This is a genomic window from Campylobacter concisus (assembly GCF_902460575.1).
Classification (GTDB): Bacteria; Campylobacterota; Campylobacteria; order Campylobacterales; family Campylobacteraceae; genus Campylobacter_A; species Campylobacter_A concisus_AW.
In genome coordinates, this window is record NZ_CABPUY010000001.1 from 707,821 (window position 1) to 725,836 (window position 18,016).

19 protein-coding genes and 1 pseudogene are annotated in these 18,016 nt (G+C 40.8%); 8 read left to right on the forward strand and 12 right to left on the reverse strand.

The window, feature by feature from the left end; genetic code table 11:
- Positions 1-3: 3 nt before the first annotated feature.
- From F3G76_RS03530 to F3G76_RS03540, 3 genes are all read left to right on the forward strand, one after another.
- Complete coding sequence (locus F3G76_RS03530) at positions 4-1,011, forward strand: FecCD family ABC transporter permease (RefSeq protein WP_021084752.1); 1,008 nt, start codon at positions 4-6, stop codon at positions 1,009-1,011.
- Positions 1,011-1,784, forward strand: a complete 774-nt coding sequence (locus F3G76_RS03535; protein ID WP_149705938.1) for an ABC transporter ATP-binding protein — start codon at positions 1,011-1,013, stop codon at positions 1,782-1,784. Before F3G76_RS03530 ends, F3G76_RS03535 begins: the two co-directional genes overlap by 1 nt.
- Before the next feature lie 111 nt (positions 1,785-1,895).
- Complete coding sequence (locus F3G76_RS03540) at positions 1,896-2,219, forward strand: hypothetical protein (RefSeq protein WP_149705939.1); 324 nt, start codon at positions 1,896-1,898, stop codon at positions 2,217-2,219.
- Between the two features lie 287 nt (positions 2,220-2,506).
- On the opposite strand, the gene recG is transcribed toward F3G76_RS03540, so the two are convergent.
- From recG to F3G76_RS03555, 3 genes are read right to left on the reverse strand one after another with little or no spacing between them, the layout of a single operon-like run.
- On the reverse strand, positions 2,507-4,327 hold the full coding sequence (gene recG / locus F3G76_RS03545) for an ATP-dependent DNA helicase RecG (RefSeq protein ID WP_149705940.1): 1,821 nt from the start codon (positions 4,325-4,327) through the stop codon (positions 2,507-2,509).
- On the reverse strand, positions 4,317-5,546 hold the full coding sequence (locus F3G76_RS03550) for a M16 family metallopeptidase (RefSeq protein ID WP_149705941.1): 1,230 nt from the start codon (positions 5,544-5,546) through the stop codon (positions 4,317-4,319). Before F3G76_RS03550 ends, recG begins: the two co-directional genes overlap by 11 nt.
- Positions 5,547-6,593 carry a dehypoxanthine futalosine cyclase gene (locus F3G76_RS03555; protein WP_149705942.1) on the reverse strand — a complete coding sequence of 349 codons (1,047 nt, stop codon included), beginning with the start codon at positions 6,591-6,593 and terminating at the stop codon, positions 5,547-5,549.
- Between the two features lie 132 nt (positions 6,594-6,725).
- Between F3G76_RS03555 and F3G76_RS03560 the strand changes: the two genes are divergently transcribed.
- Complete coding sequence (locus tag F3G76_RS03560) at positions 6,726-6,938, forward strand: hypothetical protein (RefSeq protein ID WP_103617023.1); 213 nt, start codon at positions 6,726-6,728, stop codon at positions 6,936-6,938.
- Positions 6,939-6,958: 20 nt separating this feature from the next.
- On the opposite strand, the gene F3G76_RS03565 is transcribed toward F3G76_RS03560, so the two are convergent.
- Both F3G76_RS03565 and F3G76_RS03570 read right to left on the reverse strand, forming a co-directional pair.
- Positions 6,959-7,351, reverse strand: a complete 393-nt coding sequence (locus F3G76_RS03565; protein WP_149705943.1) for an NfeD family protein — start codon at positions 7,349-7,351, stop codon at positions 6,959-6,961.
- A complete protein-coding gene (locus tag F3G76_RS03570) occupies positions 7,348-8,262 on the reverse strand; it encodes an SPFH domain-containing protein (RefSeq protein ID WP_021089647.1) in 915 nt (304 codons plus the stop codon). Before F3G76_RS03570 ends, F3G76_RS03565 begins: the two co-directional genes overlap by 4 nt.
- A gap of 82 nt (positions 8,263-8,344) precedes the next feature.
- Here F3G76_RS03570 and F3G76_RS03575 point away from each other — a divergent pair, with 82 nt between their 5' ends.
- From F3G76_RS03575 to F3G76_RS03585, 3 genes are read left to right on the forward strand one after another with little or no spacing between them, the layout of a single operon-like run.
- Positions 8,345-8,773, forward strand: a complete 429-nt coding sequence (locus tag F3G76_RS03575; RefSeq protein ID WP_087581100.1) for a copper resistance protein NlpE — start codon at positions 8,345-8,347, stop codon at positions 8,771-8,773.
- A gap of 48 nt (positions 8,774-8,821) precedes the next feature.
- Positions 8,822-10,027 carry a copper resistance protein NlpE gene (locus F3G76_RS03580; RefSeq protein ID WP_103567666.1) on the forward strand — a complete coding sequence of 402 codons (1,206 nt, stop codon included), beginning with the start codon at positions 8,822-8,824 and terminating at the stop codon, positions 10,025-10,027.
- Position 10,028: 1 nt separating this feature from the next.
- Positions 10,029-11,225 (forward strand): MFS transporter, encoded by a 1,197-nt coding sequence (locus F3G76_RS03585; RefSeq protein WP_149705944.1) that lies wholly within the window; start codon positions 10,029-10,031, stop codon positions 11,223-11,225.
- Positions 11,226-11,265: 40 nt separating this feature from the next.
- On the opposite strand, the gene F3G76_RS11090 is transcribed toward F3G76_RS03585, so the two are convergent.
- The 3 genes and pseudogenes from F3G76_RS11090 to argH all read right to left on the reverse strand — a co-directional run bounded on the left by F3G76_RS11090 (position 11,266) and on the right by argH (position 13,794).
- The gene (locus F3G76_RS11090; RefSeq protein ID WP_223227402.1) at positions 11,266-11,574 is read right to left on the reverse strand and encodes a CZB domain-containing protein; all 309 of its coding nucleotides are present in this window, start codon (positions 11,572-11,574) and stop codon (positions 11,266-11,268) included.
- A gap of 62 nt (positions 11,575-11,636) precedes the next feature.
- Positions 11,637-11,936 (reverse strand): annotated as a pseudogene (locus F3G76_RS11095) (methyl-accepting chemotaxis protein); the annotation flags it as partial.
- Positions 11,937-12,393: 457 nt separating this feature from the next.
- A complete protein-coding gene (argH, locus tag F3G76_RS03595) occupies positions 12,394-13,794 on the reverse strand; it encodes an argininosuccinate lyase (RefSeq protein WP_149705945.1) in 1,401 nt (466 codons plus the stop codon).
- Between the two features lie 270 nt (positions 13,795-14,064).
- On the opposite strand from argH, the gene F3G76_RS03600 reads away from it, so the two are divergent.
- Positions 14,065-14,454 (forward strand): hypothetical protein, encoded by a 390-nt coding sequence (locus F3G76_RS03600; RefSeq protein ID WP_149705946.1) that lies wholly within the window; start codon positions 14,065-14,067, stop codon positions 14,452-14,454.
- Between the two features lie 2 nt (positions 14,455-14,456).
- On the opposite strand, the gene F3G76_RS03605 is transcribed toward F3G76_RS03600, so the two are convergent.
- Genes F3G76_RS03605 through F3G76_RS03620 form a run of 4 tightly spaced genes read right to left on the reverse strand, consistent with a single transcriptional unit; the run spans position 14,457 to position 17,932 of the window.
- Positions 14,457-14,996, reverse strand: coding sequence for an oxidoreductase (locus F3G76_RS03605; protein WP_149705947.1), 540 nt, complete (start codon positions 14,994-14,996; stop codon positions 14,457-14,459).
- Positions 14,997-14,998: 2 nt separating this feature from the next.
- Positions 14,999-17,176 carry a heavy metal translocating P-type ATPase gene (locus F3G76_RS03610; RefSeq protein WP_149705948.1) on the reverse strand — a complete coding sequence of 726 codons (2,178 nt, stop codon included), beginning with the start codon at positions 17,174-17,176 and terminating at the stop codon, positions 14,999-15,001.
- Between the two features lies 1 nt (position 17,177).
- Complete coding sequence (locus F3G76_RS03615; protein WP_004317198.1) at positions 17,178-17,381, reverse strand: heavy-metal-associated domain-containing protein; 204 nt, start codon at positions 17,379-17,381, stop codon at positions 17,178-17,180.
- Positions 17,378-17,932, reverse strand: coding sequence for a GNAT family N-acetyltransferase (locus tag F3G76_RS03620; RefSeq protein ID WP_149705949.1), 555 nt, complete (start codon positions 17,930-17,932; stop codon positions 17,378-17,380). The genes F3G76_RS03615 and F3G76_RS03620 overlap by 4 nt, the downstream gene beginning before the upstream one ends.
- Between the last annotated feature and the right edge of the window lie 84 nt (positions 17,933-18,016).

Sequence of the window (18,016 nt, forward strand, 5' to 3'; positions counted from 1 at the left end):
GATATGAAAAACGCAAATTTTTCAATAGTTGTTATCTTTTTAGCTCTACTAACGCTTCTTTGCGCCTTTGTCGCACTGGGCGTTGGTAGATTTTACATACCATTTAACGACGTCTTTAGCGTGCTGGCTCACAGCTTTGGTTTTGGAGATGGCGCAGCTAGCAACATCACAAACGTGATAGAAAATTTACGCATCCCACGCATCATCGCAGCTATCCTTGTTGGAGCTGCTCTTAGCGTGAGCGGTGCGGCCTATCAAGGCGTCTTTAAAAACCAGTTAGTTAGCCCTGATCTTCTAGGCGTTTCAGCGGGCGCTTGCGTGGGAGCAGCCACTGCTATCATCTTTGATCTATCGCTATTTTGGGTGCAGGCTTTTGCCTTTGGCTTTGGCCTAGCAGCCGTTGCTATCACGCTAGCCATACCAAAGATGATGGGGCGCACGAGCACGCTTATGCTAGTTCTTTCTGGTATCATCGTAAGTGGCCTTATGGGCTCAGTTATCGGCTTTTTAAAGTATGTCGCCGACCCTGAGACGAAGCTGCCTGACATTGTTTATTGGCAGCTTGGTAGTCTTGCAAAGCTTGATAGTGACAACTTAAAATACATAGCTCCAGTGATGATCATCTGCGCCATTTTGCTAATCGCCATGAGCTGGCGTATAAATTTGCTATCTCTTGGCGACGAGAGTGCGGCAAGGCTAGGCGTAAATGTCTCATTTGAGCGTGCTGTCATCATCATCTGCGCTACGCTTCTTACAGCGTGCAGCGTCTGCATAAGCGGCATAGTCGCTTGGGTAGGACTTCTCATGCCTCACTTAGCGCGTATGCTAGTTGGCGCAAATAACATAAAAAGCATGCCTGCAAGCATATTTATGGGTGCGATATTTTTGCTTTTTGTAGATACTTTAGCGCGCAGCATAAGCGTGAGCGAAGTGCCTCTTGGCGTACTTACTGGCTTTATCGGCACGGTATTTTTCGTCTGGGTTTTATGGCGAAATAAAAAGGTTGCATGATGCTTGAAGTTAGAAATTTAAACTTTAGCTACCCAAATGGGGCTGGCAAATTAGAAAATGTAAATTTAAAAATAGGCGCTGGGGAAATTTTAACCATTCTTGGTCGAAACGGAGCTGGCAAATCAACAACTTTAGGCTTAATAAGCGGCTCACTAAAGCCAGTTTCTGGAGAAATTTTCCTTGATGGCAAAAACGTAGATAGTCTAAGCAACAAAGAGCGCGCTAAGATCATGGCATACGTGGCGCAAAGCGAGGTTACTGAGTATGACTACACAGGGCTTGAGTTTATCACGATGGGACGCGCGGCGCACCTTGGTATCTTTGCAAGACCTAGCCAAGAGGACGAAGAGATCGCTAGAATTTACATCAAAAAGCTTGAGATCGAGTATCTTGAGGATCGCTTCATCACGCAGATGAGTGGCGGTCAAAAGCAGATGTGTATGATCGCTCGTGCGATGGCTGCGCAGCCAAAGATGATCATATTTGACGAGCCAACGAGCGCACTTGATTTTGGCAACCAGTATAAATTCCTACGCACCGTCAAGTGGCTAAAAGAGCTTGGCTACTCGGTTGTGCTAACCACTCACAACCCTGACTTTGCCGTGCTTCTTGGCGGATATGTCGCTCTTGTAAAAGGTGATGGCGAGGTTGGATTTGGCACGGTTGATGAGATAATTAGAAGCGAGAATTTAAGCCAGCTTTATGGACTAAATTTAAACGTGAGCTACATCGACGAAGTAAAAAGAAACTGCTGCCTCACTTATCCACTCTAAATTTATCTGCTCTTAAATTTTTAAGGGCAGATAGTCGTTTTATCTAAAAATTTCTACTTAAATTTACTAACCATAAATGCTAAAATGCAAAATAAATTTAAAGGAAAAACTATGGCTTACCCACTACTAGGCACAAAGATCGTGATCGATGAAGAAAAGGTTATAAGAGAGAAAAAGTATAAGCTAGACGTGATCTATGAGTATTTAGACAAACTTGCCAAACAGTGCGACTTAATCAAAATTAATAAAAACACCTTTCACGCAAAAGGTGACGAAAAAGATTTAGCAAACCTAGCATTATTTGTTTGTAAATACGCAGTAAAAAACGAATGGCTAACGAAAAATATCAAAGAGTGGATTTGGATTAGCGAGCGATGCGGAAATGAGGATATGATAGCAAGATTTAAAAAAGAGAAAATGGGAGTTTGGGAGTAAGCGATAAAAAGGATAAATTTATCCCGCCACATCAAATTTCATATAAATTTTAAAAAGTAGTCTGCGAGAGATTAGATTTTGCTAGGCAAGATAAATTTAGATATGGTAGCTCTAGACTGGCAAGATCAGTCGCAATAATGGGTTAAAATTTAACCACATAAAACTTATAGCGTTATCAAATTTAAAGCCAGCCATGAAAACTTCGGCCTTGCCATAAATTTGACGCAAATTTATATCCTCCTAGCCAAAAGCAATCATCTATCCTAAATTTAACACAACCCATAAGATCAAATTTGAGCTTTATTTTTAAGCTCAGCCACCCTAGCCTTTGCAGCCTGCGTGATATCGTCCTCGTAGTCATAGAAGTTAAAGGTCGCTCCGTGCTGAAAAAAGCCGTTTAGTATGTCGCCGCTTTGGCGGTTTTTCAGATCAAGCTCGGCCACCTTAAAGCCGTCATTTGTCGCGCAAAATTCCTTCAGTCTAGCTGGCGCCTCTTTTAGCTTGGTAAATAAAAAGCAGTATCCATCGCCGCCGTTTCGCCCCACCCTGCCTCGCAGCTGATGAAGCGTGGCAAGCCCCAGCCGCTCAGCGCCCACGATCACTATCGTATTTAGTCTTGGTAGCGAGATACCGACCTCAACAACGGTGGTTGAGAGCAAAATTTCGCCCTCTTCTCTAAAGCGCCTTAAAATCTCCTCTTTTTCTTTGTCCTTGCCGTGCGTGACGAAGACATTTTTAAAATTCTTTAGCCAAAAGCCCTGCGCCTCGCTTAGACCTTGGTAGTTTGAGCTCTCGCTGCTCTCAACTAGCGGATAGATGATGGCTACTTGAAAGCCGCCCGCAAGCTGCTTTTTGATGTGAGTTAGCAGATAGCCAAACTCGCTAGCGCCTAAAATTTGGCTCATTATATTTTTCTTAAACGGCATCTGCTTTAAAAAGCTAAAATTTACGATCTCAGACTGAATAAGACTAAGCGTCCTTGGTATGGGCGTAGCTGAAAACTGCACGAAATTTGCTCGCTCGTTCTTGTTTGAGGCAAGCTCTTCTATCTTTTTGCGCTGATTTGAGCCAAAGCGGTGCTGCTCATCGACCATAACAAGTGGCGAATTTGGTAGCTCGTGAAAGAGCAAAGCATGCGTGCCAACGATCAAATTTACCCCGCTAAAGTCTATCTTTTTCTCCCCGCTTCGCACCAGCATCACATTCATAAAAGCAGGCAAAAGCCTCTTTGCTTCATTATAAATTTGCTCGCTTAAGATGCTTGTTGGCGCCATCAAAATGGCACTTTGCGGATAGACACTAAGAGCTGCTGCTAGGATAACAAGCGTCTTGCCGCTTCCCACGTCGCCCATTATGACGCGCCTTTTTGCCTGCGTGGCAGCAAGGTCGTCTCTGATGTCATTTATGGCATTTATCTGATCATTTGTCGGCGTAAATGGCAGGCTCTTAAGCCAAGAGTTTATGTCAAAAAGCTTGATTTTTGGGCTTTTAAAGTAGGTTTTTTTCGCACTTAGCTTCTTTATGTAGTTAAAAATTTCTACAAATTTTAAAATTTCAATGCCCTCGCCATCATTTTTTAGGCGGTATAAAATTTGCACGCTTTGCTCGTCTAGCCGCTGCAAATCAGCTAGAAATTTAGCCTCTTTTTCGTTTAAGCCCTCGGCCATTAAATTTTGTAAATTTAGATATTTTAAGATGAGTTTTTTTAGCTCTTCGTCTTTTAGCTCGGTCTTAAATTTAGGCACGATCTGGCCTATTTTTGTGGTGATCTTTGGATTTACGATCTGCCACGAGCCAAAGGCGTAGGAGCAAAGCCCATATATCGCCATCTCTTTGCCCGTCTTAAAAGCGCCGTAGTGCCAAGACTTTGCGTTAAAAATGACGATCTTTACGCTACTTTGCCACTGCTCACAAAAGGCAAGTGCAGTTAGCATGCCAGGGCGCGAGGCGAGCGAAGTGATCTTTACATTTATGCAGACCTGCCCCTCTCTTGGACTTTTGGCTATCGTAGTATCCTCAAAGCCCTTTGGTAGCACGAGAGCAAGGTCAAGCAGGCTAAGCACGCCTATTTTTAGAAGTTTTGCTCTGTCGCTTGCTTCAAATTTCATTTTTTAGGACGCAAAAACTTAGCTGATTGATCTCTGCGTGGGCTTTTATGAAGCTATTTAGCTCGCTTAGCGAAAGGGCTGAAATTTTATCCAGATCCTTTAAAAATGCCCCAAGCTCGCCATGCTCATAAAACTCGCCTTGCGCGATGTCAAGTCGCTTAAATAGCGTCTCAAGTCTAAGCGGCAACGAACCAAGTAGAAATTTCTTCGCCTGCTCAAGCTCGGCCTTGCTAACGCCTTTTTTACTAAATTTTAAAATTTCCTCTTTTATAACGGCGATCGCTTCGTCTTTTTTCTCATTTTTTGTCTGCATGTAGCCGTAAAGCTGGCTGTAAGAGAGATTTAGCAAATTTCTAGCGTAGGCGCTGTATGCAAGGCCTCTTTTCACGCGGATTTCCTCCATGAGCCTCGAGCCAAAGCCACCCTCGCCTAAAATAAATGTCGCCACTGCGGCCTTGTATTTTTCTTCAGGTTTTACATTAAACGGCGCGCCAAAGTAGATGTAGGCCTGCTCGCTTTGCCTGATGATCTCGCTGCTTTCGCACTTGCCGCTTGGGCTAAAGCGCTCTAGCTTTCGCACCTTGCCAGGTTTTAGGATTTCTAAAATGCTAGCAAGCTCTTTTGTCTGCTTCTCGTCGATGTCGCCACCAAGCACGCAAAGCAAGTTTGAAAGGTCTAAATGCTCATTTAAAAATTTCCTCACATCTTCAAGCGTGATCGCTTTTACGCTCTTTTTCGTGCCGATACTAGGCTCTGAAAGTACGCTTTTTGGGTATAAAATCTCAAAAAGCCCCTGCCTTGCCACGTAGTCAAAGTCGTTTTCATTTGCTGCGATCTCGCCAAGTGTGACGGTTTTGCACCTATTTAGGATCTCATCTGTTAAATTTGGAGCGAGTAGTAGCTCTTTTAGCTTGCCACATGCAAAGGCAAAGTGCTCTTTTAGGCAGTTTAGGTCTATGCAAAATGTCTCAAAGCCGCAGCTTGCATTTAGGCTAATAGCCCTTACTTCAAGCTCTTTGGCAAATTTAGCCGAGCCTAGCTTCATATCGCCCTCGTTTAGTAAATTTGCACTTAGTCTTGCAAGGCCTGCAAGCTTGCCATTTTGTGAGCTACCAGCTGCTTTGAAAACTAGTTTTAGGCTCACTACTGGCATCGCTTTTGAGCTTTCAAAAACGACTGGAATTTTTACATTTTTTACATTGATATCTAAAATTTTCATCTAAAATTTCTCCAAAATATCGTAGTTTGTGTTGCGTTTAGCTGGAATTTCTCCGACGTCTTTTATAAGCTCGATCATCTGATCTTGATTCATCCTAAAGCTAGCCCCTGCTGCCTTTACGACGTTTTCTTCCATCATCGTGCTACCAAGGTCGTTTGCGCCAAAAAGAAGCGCTAGCTGGCCTACGTAGCTGCCCTGCGTGACCCAGCTGCTTTGGATATTTTTAAAGTTATCCAAAAAGAGCCTTGAGACGGCAAGAAGCCTTAGATAGACGTTTGAGCTTTGCTTTTTTATCTCAGGAAATTCTTGCATAAGCTTTGTGTTTAGCCCTTGAAAGCTCCAAAGTATAAATGCTCTAAATCCAGCCGTTTCATCTTGTAAATTTCTGATATGCTCCCAGTGCTCCACGATCTCGCGGGTGCTCTCAACCGTGCCAAACATCATCGTAGCAGTCGTCTTCATGCCAAGCTCGTGCGCCTCTTTGTGTATGCGAAGCCAGTCTGCGGTGCCACATTTTTTAGGGGCGATGATGTCACGCACTCTGTCGCTTAATATCTCCGCTCCAGCCCCTGGCATCGAGTATAAACCCTTTTCGTTTAGGCGCCTTAAGACCTCTTTTGTAGAAATTTTTGAAACTCTTGCTATGTAGTCGATCTCAACTGCCGAAAAACCATGTATCGTGATGCTTGGATAGTGCTTGCTGATGTAACTTACAAGCTCCTCGTACCACTCGATCTTTAGCTTTGGATGAACACCGCCTTGAAACAAAATTTGCGTGCCGCCGATGGCGATTAGTTCCTCGATCTTCTTGCCGATCTCCTCAAAACTTAGCACATAAGCGTCTTCCTCTTTTGCGTGGCGGTAAAATGCGCAGAATTTACAATCCACCCAGCAGACATTTGTATAGTTGATGTTGCGATCTACGATGAAGGTCGTAATACCCTCTGGATGAAGCTCTTTTTTTCTAGCTAGCGCCATCTTGCCAAGCTCGTAAAGCGGTGCATTTTCTATAAGATCGATGGCTTCATTTACACTAAGTCTTTTCAAATTTAACCTTTTATTTTGCTTATTTTTGGGCGAGAGTTTAGCCAAAAATGCTTTTAAATATGATAAATCAGGCGTTATAAAAAATTAATTTTTAAAGGCTAAAATGTGAGAAATTCTTTAAAGGAGAGAGTTATGAAAAAGGTGATATTTGCCGTTATCTGCGGATTATTTTTAGTTGGTTGTGCTAAAAACGAGCCAAAGCCAGCTGAGCCACAAGGTGCAAGTTGCGGATGTGCTCATCATCAAAAAATGATGCAAGAAAATATGCCAAGCTGCCCTCATCACGGCATGCAAGGGGCGATGCATGGGCAAATGCCAGCAGGCTGCCCAGCCCACGCAAAATAGATAAAGTGCCAAATGGCACTTTATTTTAATATAACTTTGTCGCCTTTAGTGCCTAAAACTTGCACTTTTTCGCCATTTTTTAGCGCTCCGTCATACTTCCAAAGAGTGCCTTTAAAATAGACCATATTTTCTCTGATCTCGCCAACGCCTGGCTCATCTAAAAATTCCTCATTAAAGCTCTCTTTTTTAGCCATAAATTTACTCTTTAACGGCGCTTTTAAGAGCACAAGCAAGATAAAGGCAAGTACTAGGACAGCTAAAATTTGAAAGCTCCACTCAAAATTAAAGCCAAAATTTATCGCCCCAACGATGATAAAAGCGACGCCAAAAAAGAGCAGATAAAATGAAAATAGCATAAGCTCAGCCACGCACAAGAGCGCGCCTATGGCTATCATTATAAAAGGACTTATCACGCCTTATCCTTAGCTAAGAAATTTTTTAAGACACTAAGCGAGCCAATGAGTTCAGCCGCCTCATAAGGGACTAAAATTTTATCTTTTGAGCTATTTTTAGCTAGCTCGCTAAACGCCCCGACCCTGTCGCGCGCAAGCAAAAATTCAGCCGCATTTGCGTTTTTGCTCATGCTGTCATTTATCATATCCATAGCCTCTTTTTGAGCCGTTGCAATGGCGATTTGCTCGTATTTTTTCGCATCAGCCATACGCTCTATCGCCTCTGCTTGAAGCACTTTTTCTTGTTTTAGTGCCTCTGCGTTGCGGATTAGTGCCTCTTTTTCAGCCAAAGCTTTTAGCTCTATCGCGCGCTTTTCACGCTCAGCTTTCATCTGCATATTCATCGCCTCTTCGATGCCAAGTGGGACAGAAATTTCAGAAATTTCCACACGCATGATCTTTACGCCCCAGTTGCCAGCTGCGTCGCCAAGAGCCACTTGAAGTGCGGCATTTAGGCGGTCACGAGAGCTTAGCGTATCATCAAGGTTCATAGCGCCTATCTCGCCACGAAGCGTTGTCATGGCTAAATTTGCAATGGCGCGCTTGTAGTTATCTACGTTATAAACCGCCATTTTTGCGTCAAATACCTTTAAAAAAACGATGCCATCAACACTTATATTAACATTATCTTTTGTGATGACTTGCTGTTTTGTGATATCAACAAGCTGCTCTTTTATAGTTATGATCGCTCTTATCTGATCGACAAATGGGATGATGATATGAAATCCCCCGTCAAGCACCTTGTGAAATTTACCAAGTCGCTCGATCAGCAAGTTATCTGCTTGCGAAACGATCTTAATGCCAGCTTTTAAAAACAAAAATGCAAAAATAACCAAAACAACGACTAAAACGCCAAATGTTTCAACTTGCATATTCTCTCCTTTAATTTATAATTTGTTATTTTCTTAAGTATTATAATACATTTTTAAATTTTATCTTTTAAAAAGGATCAGCATGAAAAATTTTATCTTTGCACTAAGTGCGGCTCTACTTTTAGCAGGTTGCGCTACGTCAAACCAAAGCGCAAGCGTCCCACAAGGCAAATGTGAAGTAAAAGGTAGCTGCATGGCTCCAGTAAGCAACATCGAGGGTACTTACAAGGCGTTTTTACCTTGCGCTAGCTGCATGGGTATAGACTCAACCCTTACGCTTAAAAAAGACGGCACATTTGAAAGTGTGATGAACTACAAGTCAAAAGACAACTACAAAGCCGTTAGCAAGGGCAAATACTCAGTCAAAAACGGCATTATCACAACCGTTGATGAGTATAAAGAGAAGAGCTTTTATAAGATCGAGGGAGAGAGCCTAAAGATGCTTGACATGGATCAAAAAGAGGTCACTGGCGAGCTAAAAGACAAATACATCTTCAAACGCGTAAAATAAATTTTAAAGGCAAAATGATATAATTTTGCAATTTTTAAGGAGTTGCAAATGAAATATCTTTTTGCCATACTTATCTCATTTTTCATCATTGGCTGCGCGAAAAATGAAAATTTAAAGCCACAAAACCAAGAGCAAACACAAAAATCAAAAGAAGAAAAACCACTTCTTAGAGACGAAAAACCCAAAAAACCAGAAAAACTAATACTTTCAAACTCTATCTACACGAGCTACTACACGACCTTGCCATGCTCAAACTGCGAGGGCGTGAAGACTATCTTAACTCTAAATAAAGACAAAACCTACACAAAAACTATGCTTACGATGGATAAGGCTGCTACCTTGGTAGAAAAAGGCGGCACTTTCGATGTCGATGAGAGCGCTATCGTGCTAAAAGATGAAAGTGGCGCACTAAGCTACTTTGTGCCAAACAAAAACTCACTTCTTCAGCTTGATGATAAGAAAAATAAGCGAGTTGGCGTGCTAGCTCAAATTTATAACTACGAGCCAGTAAATAAGGCTTATAAAGATAGTTTTTTTGCTAGATTTTCTAAATTTAAAGACAAAAATGGCTTTTTAGAGCTTGTGCTTGTGCCTAGCAAAAACGGCGCAAAGATAAGCTTTTACTCATCGCTAAAAGATGGCTCACCACTTTGTAAATTTAACTCAGAGCTGCTTTACGACAAGGGCATTTTTTACCTTTTGGACGAAAAAGGCGTGGCTTTAAGCGTGCATAAAACTGCTAACGACATCTTCGTAATCGCAAACGATAAAATTTGCAAAAACGCTCACATAAGCGGACACTACAAAAGAGAAAAAGGCAGATCTAGCCTCTTTGGCAAGGGCTTTTTTGCAAAACTTACAAACGAGTCAGCAAATGCTGATGTGATGAAATTTTACGGCGCAAAAAACATAAAAAGAGACAATACTAAAAAAGAAAATAGCTACATCGTCACGAGTAAAAACGAGAGAATTTTTGAATACACCTTACTAAATGGCATCATTACAAGCATCGAAATTTACTCAAATGAGTTTAAAACTCCAGAAAACATCAGCCTAAAGTCAAATTTTAAAGATATAAAAAACGCACTTGTTATCTCTAAATTTCAAAGCGACGCAAACAATATCTATCTAAAAATAGACAGCCACGACATGCTCATAAAGCTTAAAAATCCGCTCGCACAAGAGATAACAAACTTAAGCCAGATACCAGACGAGGCGCAAATAGAGCAGATAACTCTGATGTGGAACCAGTAGTTTGAAAGAGTATCTTAAGCTTTTAAAGGATGAGAGAAATTTCCGCCTTTTAAGCACCATCCAGCTCATGTGCTACTTTGGTGTGTGGTTCTCGCACACAGGCATCTTTACGTTACTTATCTCGCTTGACGCTCCTGTTTGGGCGCTCACGCTAAGTGCGGCGATGGCATTTATCCCAGGTGTTGTCATCGCTCCATTTAGTGGCATTTTGGTGGATAAATTTAGCCCAAAACCTATGCTTGTGATCATGATGGCGGTTGAGACAGTAAGTGTTTTTATGCTGCTTTTTATAAATTCGCTTGAATATTTATGGCTGCTTTTGCTCATAATTTTTATTAGAAACGGCGTTGGCGGGATGTATTTTCAAGTTGAAATGAGCGTGCTGCCAAAAATTTTAAGCAAAGAGAACCTAAAGCTTGCAAACGAGATCCACTCTATCATCTGGGCAGTCTCATACACCGCTGGCATGGGGCTTGCAGGCGTCTATATACACTTTTTTGGCATCAAAAGCGCCTTTTTGCTCGACGGAGCTCTTTATCTTTGCAGTTTTGGCTTTTTATATCTTTTAAAGCTAGACGAACTAAAGCCAGAATTTATAGAAAAACCTCTAAAAATGCTAAAAAATGGGCTTAAATATCTAAAAGAAAATAGGCTCATCGTGCATCTTATATTTTTGCACGCCTTTGTTGGTATCACAGCTTATGACGCACTGATCGCGCTTTTGGCCGACTATAAATACGCAAATTTACTCTCAACCTCGCTAGTTATTGGGCTATTAAACGCCTCAAGGTCGATCTCGCTTATGTTTGCGCCAGCATTGCTTAGTAAATTTATGAATAAAAAAACGCTCATCTACATCTATATCGGTCAAGGAGTTGGCATCATCATCTGGGCGCTCTCTTTGCAAAATTTTTATCTCTCGCTAATTGGTATCATCTTTGCTGGATTTTGCACGTCAAGCCTTTGGAGCTACACCTACACGCTACTTCAGCAAAACTGCCAAAAAGAGTTTTACGGCAGAGTGATCGCGTATAATGATATGGTTTTTCTTGGATTTAGCGCGCTTATCTCATTTGCGATCGGCTTTTTATACGAGCTTGGACTAAGCGTGGAGATGATCGCAGCCTTTATGGGAAGCCTCTTTTTCATTGGAGCCTTTTACTACCACGTAGTTTCAAAAAGGTATGAGATAAGGTAGTTGCGTCTAAATGGCTAGAAATCCAGCCATTTATATTTGTTTATTTCCTAGCAGCTTTTACCGCTTCAAGTAGCTCTTCAAAGCCTGCTTTGCTTGAGTACTCAACATCTTTTAGTATCTCGACACCTGCTAAATGTCCCTTATCTTTGTCAGCAAAAATCGCCATAGCCTTATCTAGTCCGTGATGGACATTTTCATGGTGCGCAGCTATGCTTGAGAGGGTTCTTGGATCTTTGATGATGGTATTTTTCACATCCTTTTCATACCACTTGCCAAATCTACACTCATGCACGTCTTGAATTTTATTTATCTCGCCAAGAAGCACGCCTCGGTAGCCATTTAGCTTCATGTTGATGTGATCTATCTTGCCGTTACTTACATTTACTTCGTTTGTGACGTTTAGGGCTTGATTTAGATGTTTTGTGTGTTGGCATTTACGCTTGAGATGTTGCCCTCAAAACCGCCTAAAATTTGCATCGCATTTGCTGAAATTTTAGAGAAATTCTCGCTCATTTCGATCATTGTGTTTGCACTTTGCTTAAGGCCATTTATATTTACTTCAACCTCAAGTGTAGCCTTTTGCGTGCGCTCAGCAAGCTTTCTAACCTCATCAGCCACAACAGCAAAGCCTCGTCCATGCTCGCCAGCACGAGCTGCCTCGATAGCAGCATTTAGCGCTAGCAAATTTGTCTGATCTGAGATATCTTTTATGAGATTTATGATCTCAACGATAAAATTTACGCTTCCATCAAGCGAAGAGGCGTCATTTGAGAGATCGCCGCTCATCTGGCTTACTTGCTCGATCGAGCTTAAAATTTCAGCCGTTTGAGACTTTAGCTCGCCTGTTTCTTTGAAGGTTTTTTCATTTAAATGGTTTATATTTTCAAGCATTTTTAGGTTTTCTTCGATGGTTGATTGTAAGAAATTCATACCATCTTGATAGCTAGTAAGCAGCAAATTTACAGCCTCTTGCTTATCCTTAGCTTGCTCTTTTGGCTCGCAAGTTTTGGCATTTTTTAGCTCATTTTTAAGTGCTAAAATCTCAGCCTTTAAAGCTTCATTTTCTCTTTCTAAAGCTTCATTTTTACTACCAAGCTCTTTGCTTTTGCTGTCAAAAAACATTTTTCATCCTTTAAAATTTGTAAATTTTACGTAATTATAACTCTTTTTACTTAAGCCAGTCGTCTAAAATTTGAATTTGCTCTTCAACACTTCTATTTGCCGTGCCGCCTTTTGAAGTGCGAGCCTCTTTTGAAGCGTGCAGATCTAGAAATTTAATGGCATTTTCATCTAAATTTTCATCGACACTTTTTAGCTGCTCTTTATTAAGCTCGCTTAGATCAAGTCCCAAACTTTCAGCCTTAGCCACAGCTTTGCCAGTGATAAAATGTGCCGTTCTAAATGGGATATTTTTCTCACGCACTAGATAGTCCGCTAGATCAGTGGCACTTAGATGCCCTGTTTTTGTCGCTTTTAGCATATTTTTTTCATTAAATTTAGCCGTTTTTATCATCTCATTTAGGATAGTAGCCGAGCTTAAAATGGTCGCAACGCTATCAAAAACACCCTCTTTATCTTCTTGCATATCTTTATTGTAAGCAAGCGGCAAGCCCTTCATCGTAGTTAGCAGCGCTACTAAATTTCCATTTACACGCCCAGTTTTGCCGCGTATGAGCTCAGCGACGTCTGGATTTTTCTTTTGTGGCATGATGGAGCTACCCGTGCTGTAAGCGTCACTAATGCTTACAAAACCAAATTCTTGCGAGCTCCAGAGTATGAGCTCCTCGCAAAGCCTAGAAGCGTGCGTCATAAAAACACTAATGTTAAATAAAATCTCCAGCGCATAGTCACGGTCGCTCACGCTATCCATCGCATTTTGCGTGCAGCCTGCAAAGCCAAGCTCGCTAGCCACTATACTCCTATCTATCTTATGAGGCGTGCCTGCAAGGGCTGCTGAGCCAAGCGGACTTAGGTTGTTTCGCTCATACGAGCTAACAAATCGCTCAAAATCCCTCTTAAACATAAAAGCATACGCTAGCAAATGGTAGCTAAGGCTTACTGGCTGGGCGTGCTGAAGGTGCGTGTAGCCTGGCATTAGCGTATCTTTGTGGTTTTTGGCCAAATTTGTAAGCGTGGCGATGAGCTCTTTTATAAGAGATGAAATTTCTAAATTTTTCTTTAATACATAAAATTTAAAGTCAAGTGCGACTTGATCATTTCTACTTCTAGCTGTGTGTAGTCTGCCGCCAAGCTCGGCGCCGATGATCTCACTAAGTCGCTTTTCAACGGCCATATGGATATCCTCGTCCTCTATCTTGAAAGCAAATTTACCTGCTCTGATCTCAGCCAAAACCTCATCAAGCCCTTTTATAATCGCCTCTGACTCATCTTTTTTCAAAATTCCACAAATTCCAAGCATTTTAGCGTGCGCCTTACTGCCAGCAATATCCTCTTCAAAAAGATTTTTATCAAAATTTATAGAAGCGTTAAATTCCTCGAGCAAATTCGAGCTAGCCTCGCTAAATCTGCCCTCCCACATCTTTTTATGCGCGTTTTCATCTTTTTTCATAGCTTTGCCTTTGATTAATTTTGCGTGATTTTAACAAAATGGTGCTTAACTAGGCTTTTTAAGAGCTTTTTATAAAATAAATTTTTGCTTTAAAAATAGAAATGTAATATAAAAATTATGCTAGAGTAGTAAAAAAGTTATATATATAATTTACATTTAAGGTTATTAAAATATAATTCGCCCAGCAACTTTTTAAAAACTATTTCAAGTTTTTTGATTTATTGCCGATATAGTTTTAAATGAAGAAATAAACTAAAAAGGAAGGACGATATGCAAATAGATGCAAATATGAACTCAAATGTTTTCTATCATAACGGCTACACATCTATATCATCAAGTAGCGCTAAAACCAGCATATTAGTATCTTCTGGCTATGGTACAAAAGATATCGTTAGAAGTAATGATGTGCATGTCGAACAAAGAGAAGAAGTTAGACAAAAACCTACAATTATTAGAAAAAAAGATGTCACAGAGTTACAAAAAAATTTAGAAAAATTACAAGATCAAAGAAGCGATATAGCTGATCAAATTTCAAGCATCCAGCACTTGAAAGATCGTGATTCTATGCAGATGCTTCATCATCTAAATTTAGAACAATCAAGCATTCAGAATAACATTTTAAGTATTAAAACTCAGATGACAGAAATGGTACAGGCTTAAGACTAAGCCTTACCGATAATAGTTTTTAAAACCAAACAAAAATCCTCTAAAAAATATCCCATTGACCTATAGAAGTTACTGCTAGCGTTTTGCTCAAGCTCTTTTACGAGAAGCTCAGCATAAGGTAAGAAAAAAGAGAGGCTAAAAGCAGCAAGAAGTTGCATAGACTCTTTTGTCGCCTCTTTTTTTAGGATATTTGCTATCAAAATGAGCTGATTTGAGATGCTATCAATCTCGCCCATTTTTGGCTCAAAATTTATAGCCTTGTAAAATTGCGCCAAATCATCTTTTGCACTTGAAAAATAGTAGCTTGCTTCAAATTTTGCCTTCAAAATGACAAAATCATCACACAGAGCCGCACTACTCTCATCTTTGATAAATTTAGCGTAAAGCTCATTTCCTTTTATGTTCGCATCGCTCTTTGTCTGAGTTATCCACGCATTTGTCTTTTTGATGCGCATAAAAGATGAGACACCCAAGATACCATCAAAATTTGTAGCAAGTGCAGCCGCTACGACGCTGTAAAGCTCTCCAAGTCTCAAATTTAATCCTTAAGCTTCAAATATCTAAGTCTAAGTGCATTTAGCACGACAGTAACCGAGCTTAGGCACATCGCCATCGAGCCATAAACTGGGCTTAAAAGCAGTCCAAATACCGGATACAGCACGCCAGCAGCCACTGGTATGCAAATGGCGTTATACATAAATGCCCAAAACAAATTCTCTTTTATGTTAGCAATAGTCGCATTTGCAAGCTTTACAAGCCCACTTACGCCGCGTAAGTCATTTTTTACAAGCACGATATCGCCAGCGCCTTTAGCGATGTCTGAGCCTGAGTTCATAGCGATGCCAACGCTTGCTTCTTTAAGTGATGGCGAGTCGTTTATGCCATCTCCCACAAAGATCACGCCACCTCGGCTCATGAGCTCTTTTACCTTGTTAAATTTATCCTCAGGCAGCATATTTGCGTAGTATTCGCTCACATTTAGCTTGCTAGCGATATTTGCCACTACTTTTTTATCATCGCCTGATAGGATCACACTTTGTAAATTTAGCCTTGAAAGCTCGTTTATAACGTCATTTGCTTCATTTTTTAGCTCATCACTTAGTGTTAAAAAGCCGCTAAATTTTTGATTTAGCGCACAAAGTATGACGCCGCTTCCATCATTTGCAGCCTCTTTTATCGCTTCACTATCTGCTTCATTTAGCAAGATATCGTTTGCTGCGAGCAGCTTTTCGTTACCTATTATTATCTTGTTACTCTCGTCTTCATAGACGATGCCTTGACCAACTACGTTTTGGAATTTGCCATTTAGCTTTTGTAAATTTATGTAATTTTGTTTTGCGTATCTTACGATCGCTTTTGAGATCGGATGCTCGCTTAAATTTTCAGCAGATGCCACTAGTTCTAACTCTTTTTCGCTTAAATTTGAACTCTTGACGCTAATTAGCCCTTTACTTAGCGTGCCAGTTTTATCAAATGCTACAAATTTAGCATCTTTTATAAGCTCCAAAACCTCTGGATTTTTCACCAAAATCCCAGCCTTAGCGCCACGCGAGAGGGAGCTTACGATTGCTATTGGCGTGGCAAGTCCTAGTGCGCATGGGCATGAGATGATAAGCACGCAGATCGCGCTAGAGATCGCATAGGCGAAATTTCCACTAAAAATTATCCATATTAAAAATGTAAGAACTGAGATCGCCACGACGCTTGGCACAAAGATGTTTGCTATCTTATCAGCCAGCCGTCCGATAGGCATCTTTTTAGAGCTAGCGTCGCTTAACAAGCTTAAAATTTGAGATAGCAAGCTCTCAAAAGAACTCTTTGTCACCTTGACGCTTATATAGCCATTTGTGTTTAAAGTGCCGGCAAATACGCTATCTCCCACCTCTTTATAAACTGGCAAGCTCTCTCCTGTAAGCATAGAAGCATCTATCTCAGCGCCACCTTGAACTATCACGCCATCACTTGGGATGTTGTAGCCATTTTTTACGATGACGATGTCGCCTACTTTTAGCTCATTTACATTTACCTCTTTGCTCTGTCCATCTGGCATGACCAAAAAGGCGGTCTTTGGTGAAATTTTAAGTAGCGTCTTTAGGTAGTCGCCTGCCTTTGCCTTTGAGCGCTCTTCAAGGTACTTGCCAAGCAAAACAAAGGCTATGATCATCGCTGCGCCCGAGACATAGACGTTTTTTAGATCATCTGGGATGAAATTTGAAAAGATCACAACAAAAAGCGAGTATAAAAACGCACTGCCACTTCCAAGAGCTACAAGCACGTTCATATCGTAGTTTTTGTTTTTAACAGCCTCTATGGCGTGAGCAAAGAAGTCTTTGCCACTAAAAGCTAGCACCAAAAATGCTAAAACTAGCATGAGTAAATTTACTAGCAAGCTCTGAGGTGCGAACATCTCAAGCGCCATTATCACGATGCTTGCTATAAATGCAAATATAAATTTATTTCTGATCGCAGTTATGTGCTCGTCTCTTTTGGCCTCATACTCATCGATGTCGGCTGCCACGAAGTAGCCAAGCTTCTTTATCTTTTGCTCTAAAGCTTCACGCACGCTGGCGTCTTTTAGGACAAACTCACCGCTTGCGTTTGCGAAATTTACATTTGCTTCAAGCACCCCATCTATCTTTTTGGAAACTTTCTCGATAGCGTTTGAGCAATTTACGCAGCTCATTCCCGCTATATTTAGCTTGACTTTTAAAGGCATATTAAAGCTCCTTTATAACGTCAAATCCCAGATCAGCCATTTCTGATTTAAATTTCTCAACATCGCCATCTTTTATATCAAGGCTTACTTGCCTTGGCTCTTTGCTAAGATCGACTTTTATCTCGCCAAAGTCATCCTCAAGTGCGTTTTTTATAGTATTTGCGCAGTTTTGGCAATGCACATTATTTACCTCAAACGTTTTCATATTATCTCCTTTATCATGTGGTCGTATTCGTGTAAATTTATGATCTTTTTGGTGTTAAATTTAAAGCCAAGGCTCTCGTAAAATTTACGAACTTTTGGCTTATTTACATCAACTATCAGCGAGACCTTTTTATGTCCTAGCTCTTTTGCTTTGGCAAATGAGTGCAAGATAAGCTCTTTTGCAAGCCCTTGCCTTCTAAATTTCTCATTTACAGCGATGCTATCTATATAAAACTCATCATCAAAGCACTCTTTTTCTACCTTGGCATCTTTGCCAAGCGCCTTTAGATGCTGAGAAATTTCTCTATCAAGCTGCTCTACGTCGCCACCAAAATAAGCGCACATCGCAGCGATGATCACGTCGTCACGCTTATAGACATAGACATTTTTATGGCTAAGCCTGTTTGTCTCGCTTTGAAAAAATTTCTCTAAAATTTCGTTGCTTTTTGCAGGATCGTCGTAGCCACTTAGCTTGTAGGCGATGTCCTCCATCGCTAAATTTAGTAGTTTTATGCAGATTTTTGCATCTTGTTTTTGAGCATTTTTTATCATGAGTATGATTATATGCCTTTAGCTTAAATTTTTACCAAATATTATTTTCAAATTTGCAAATCAGGCGCTTTAGCAGGCAAACTA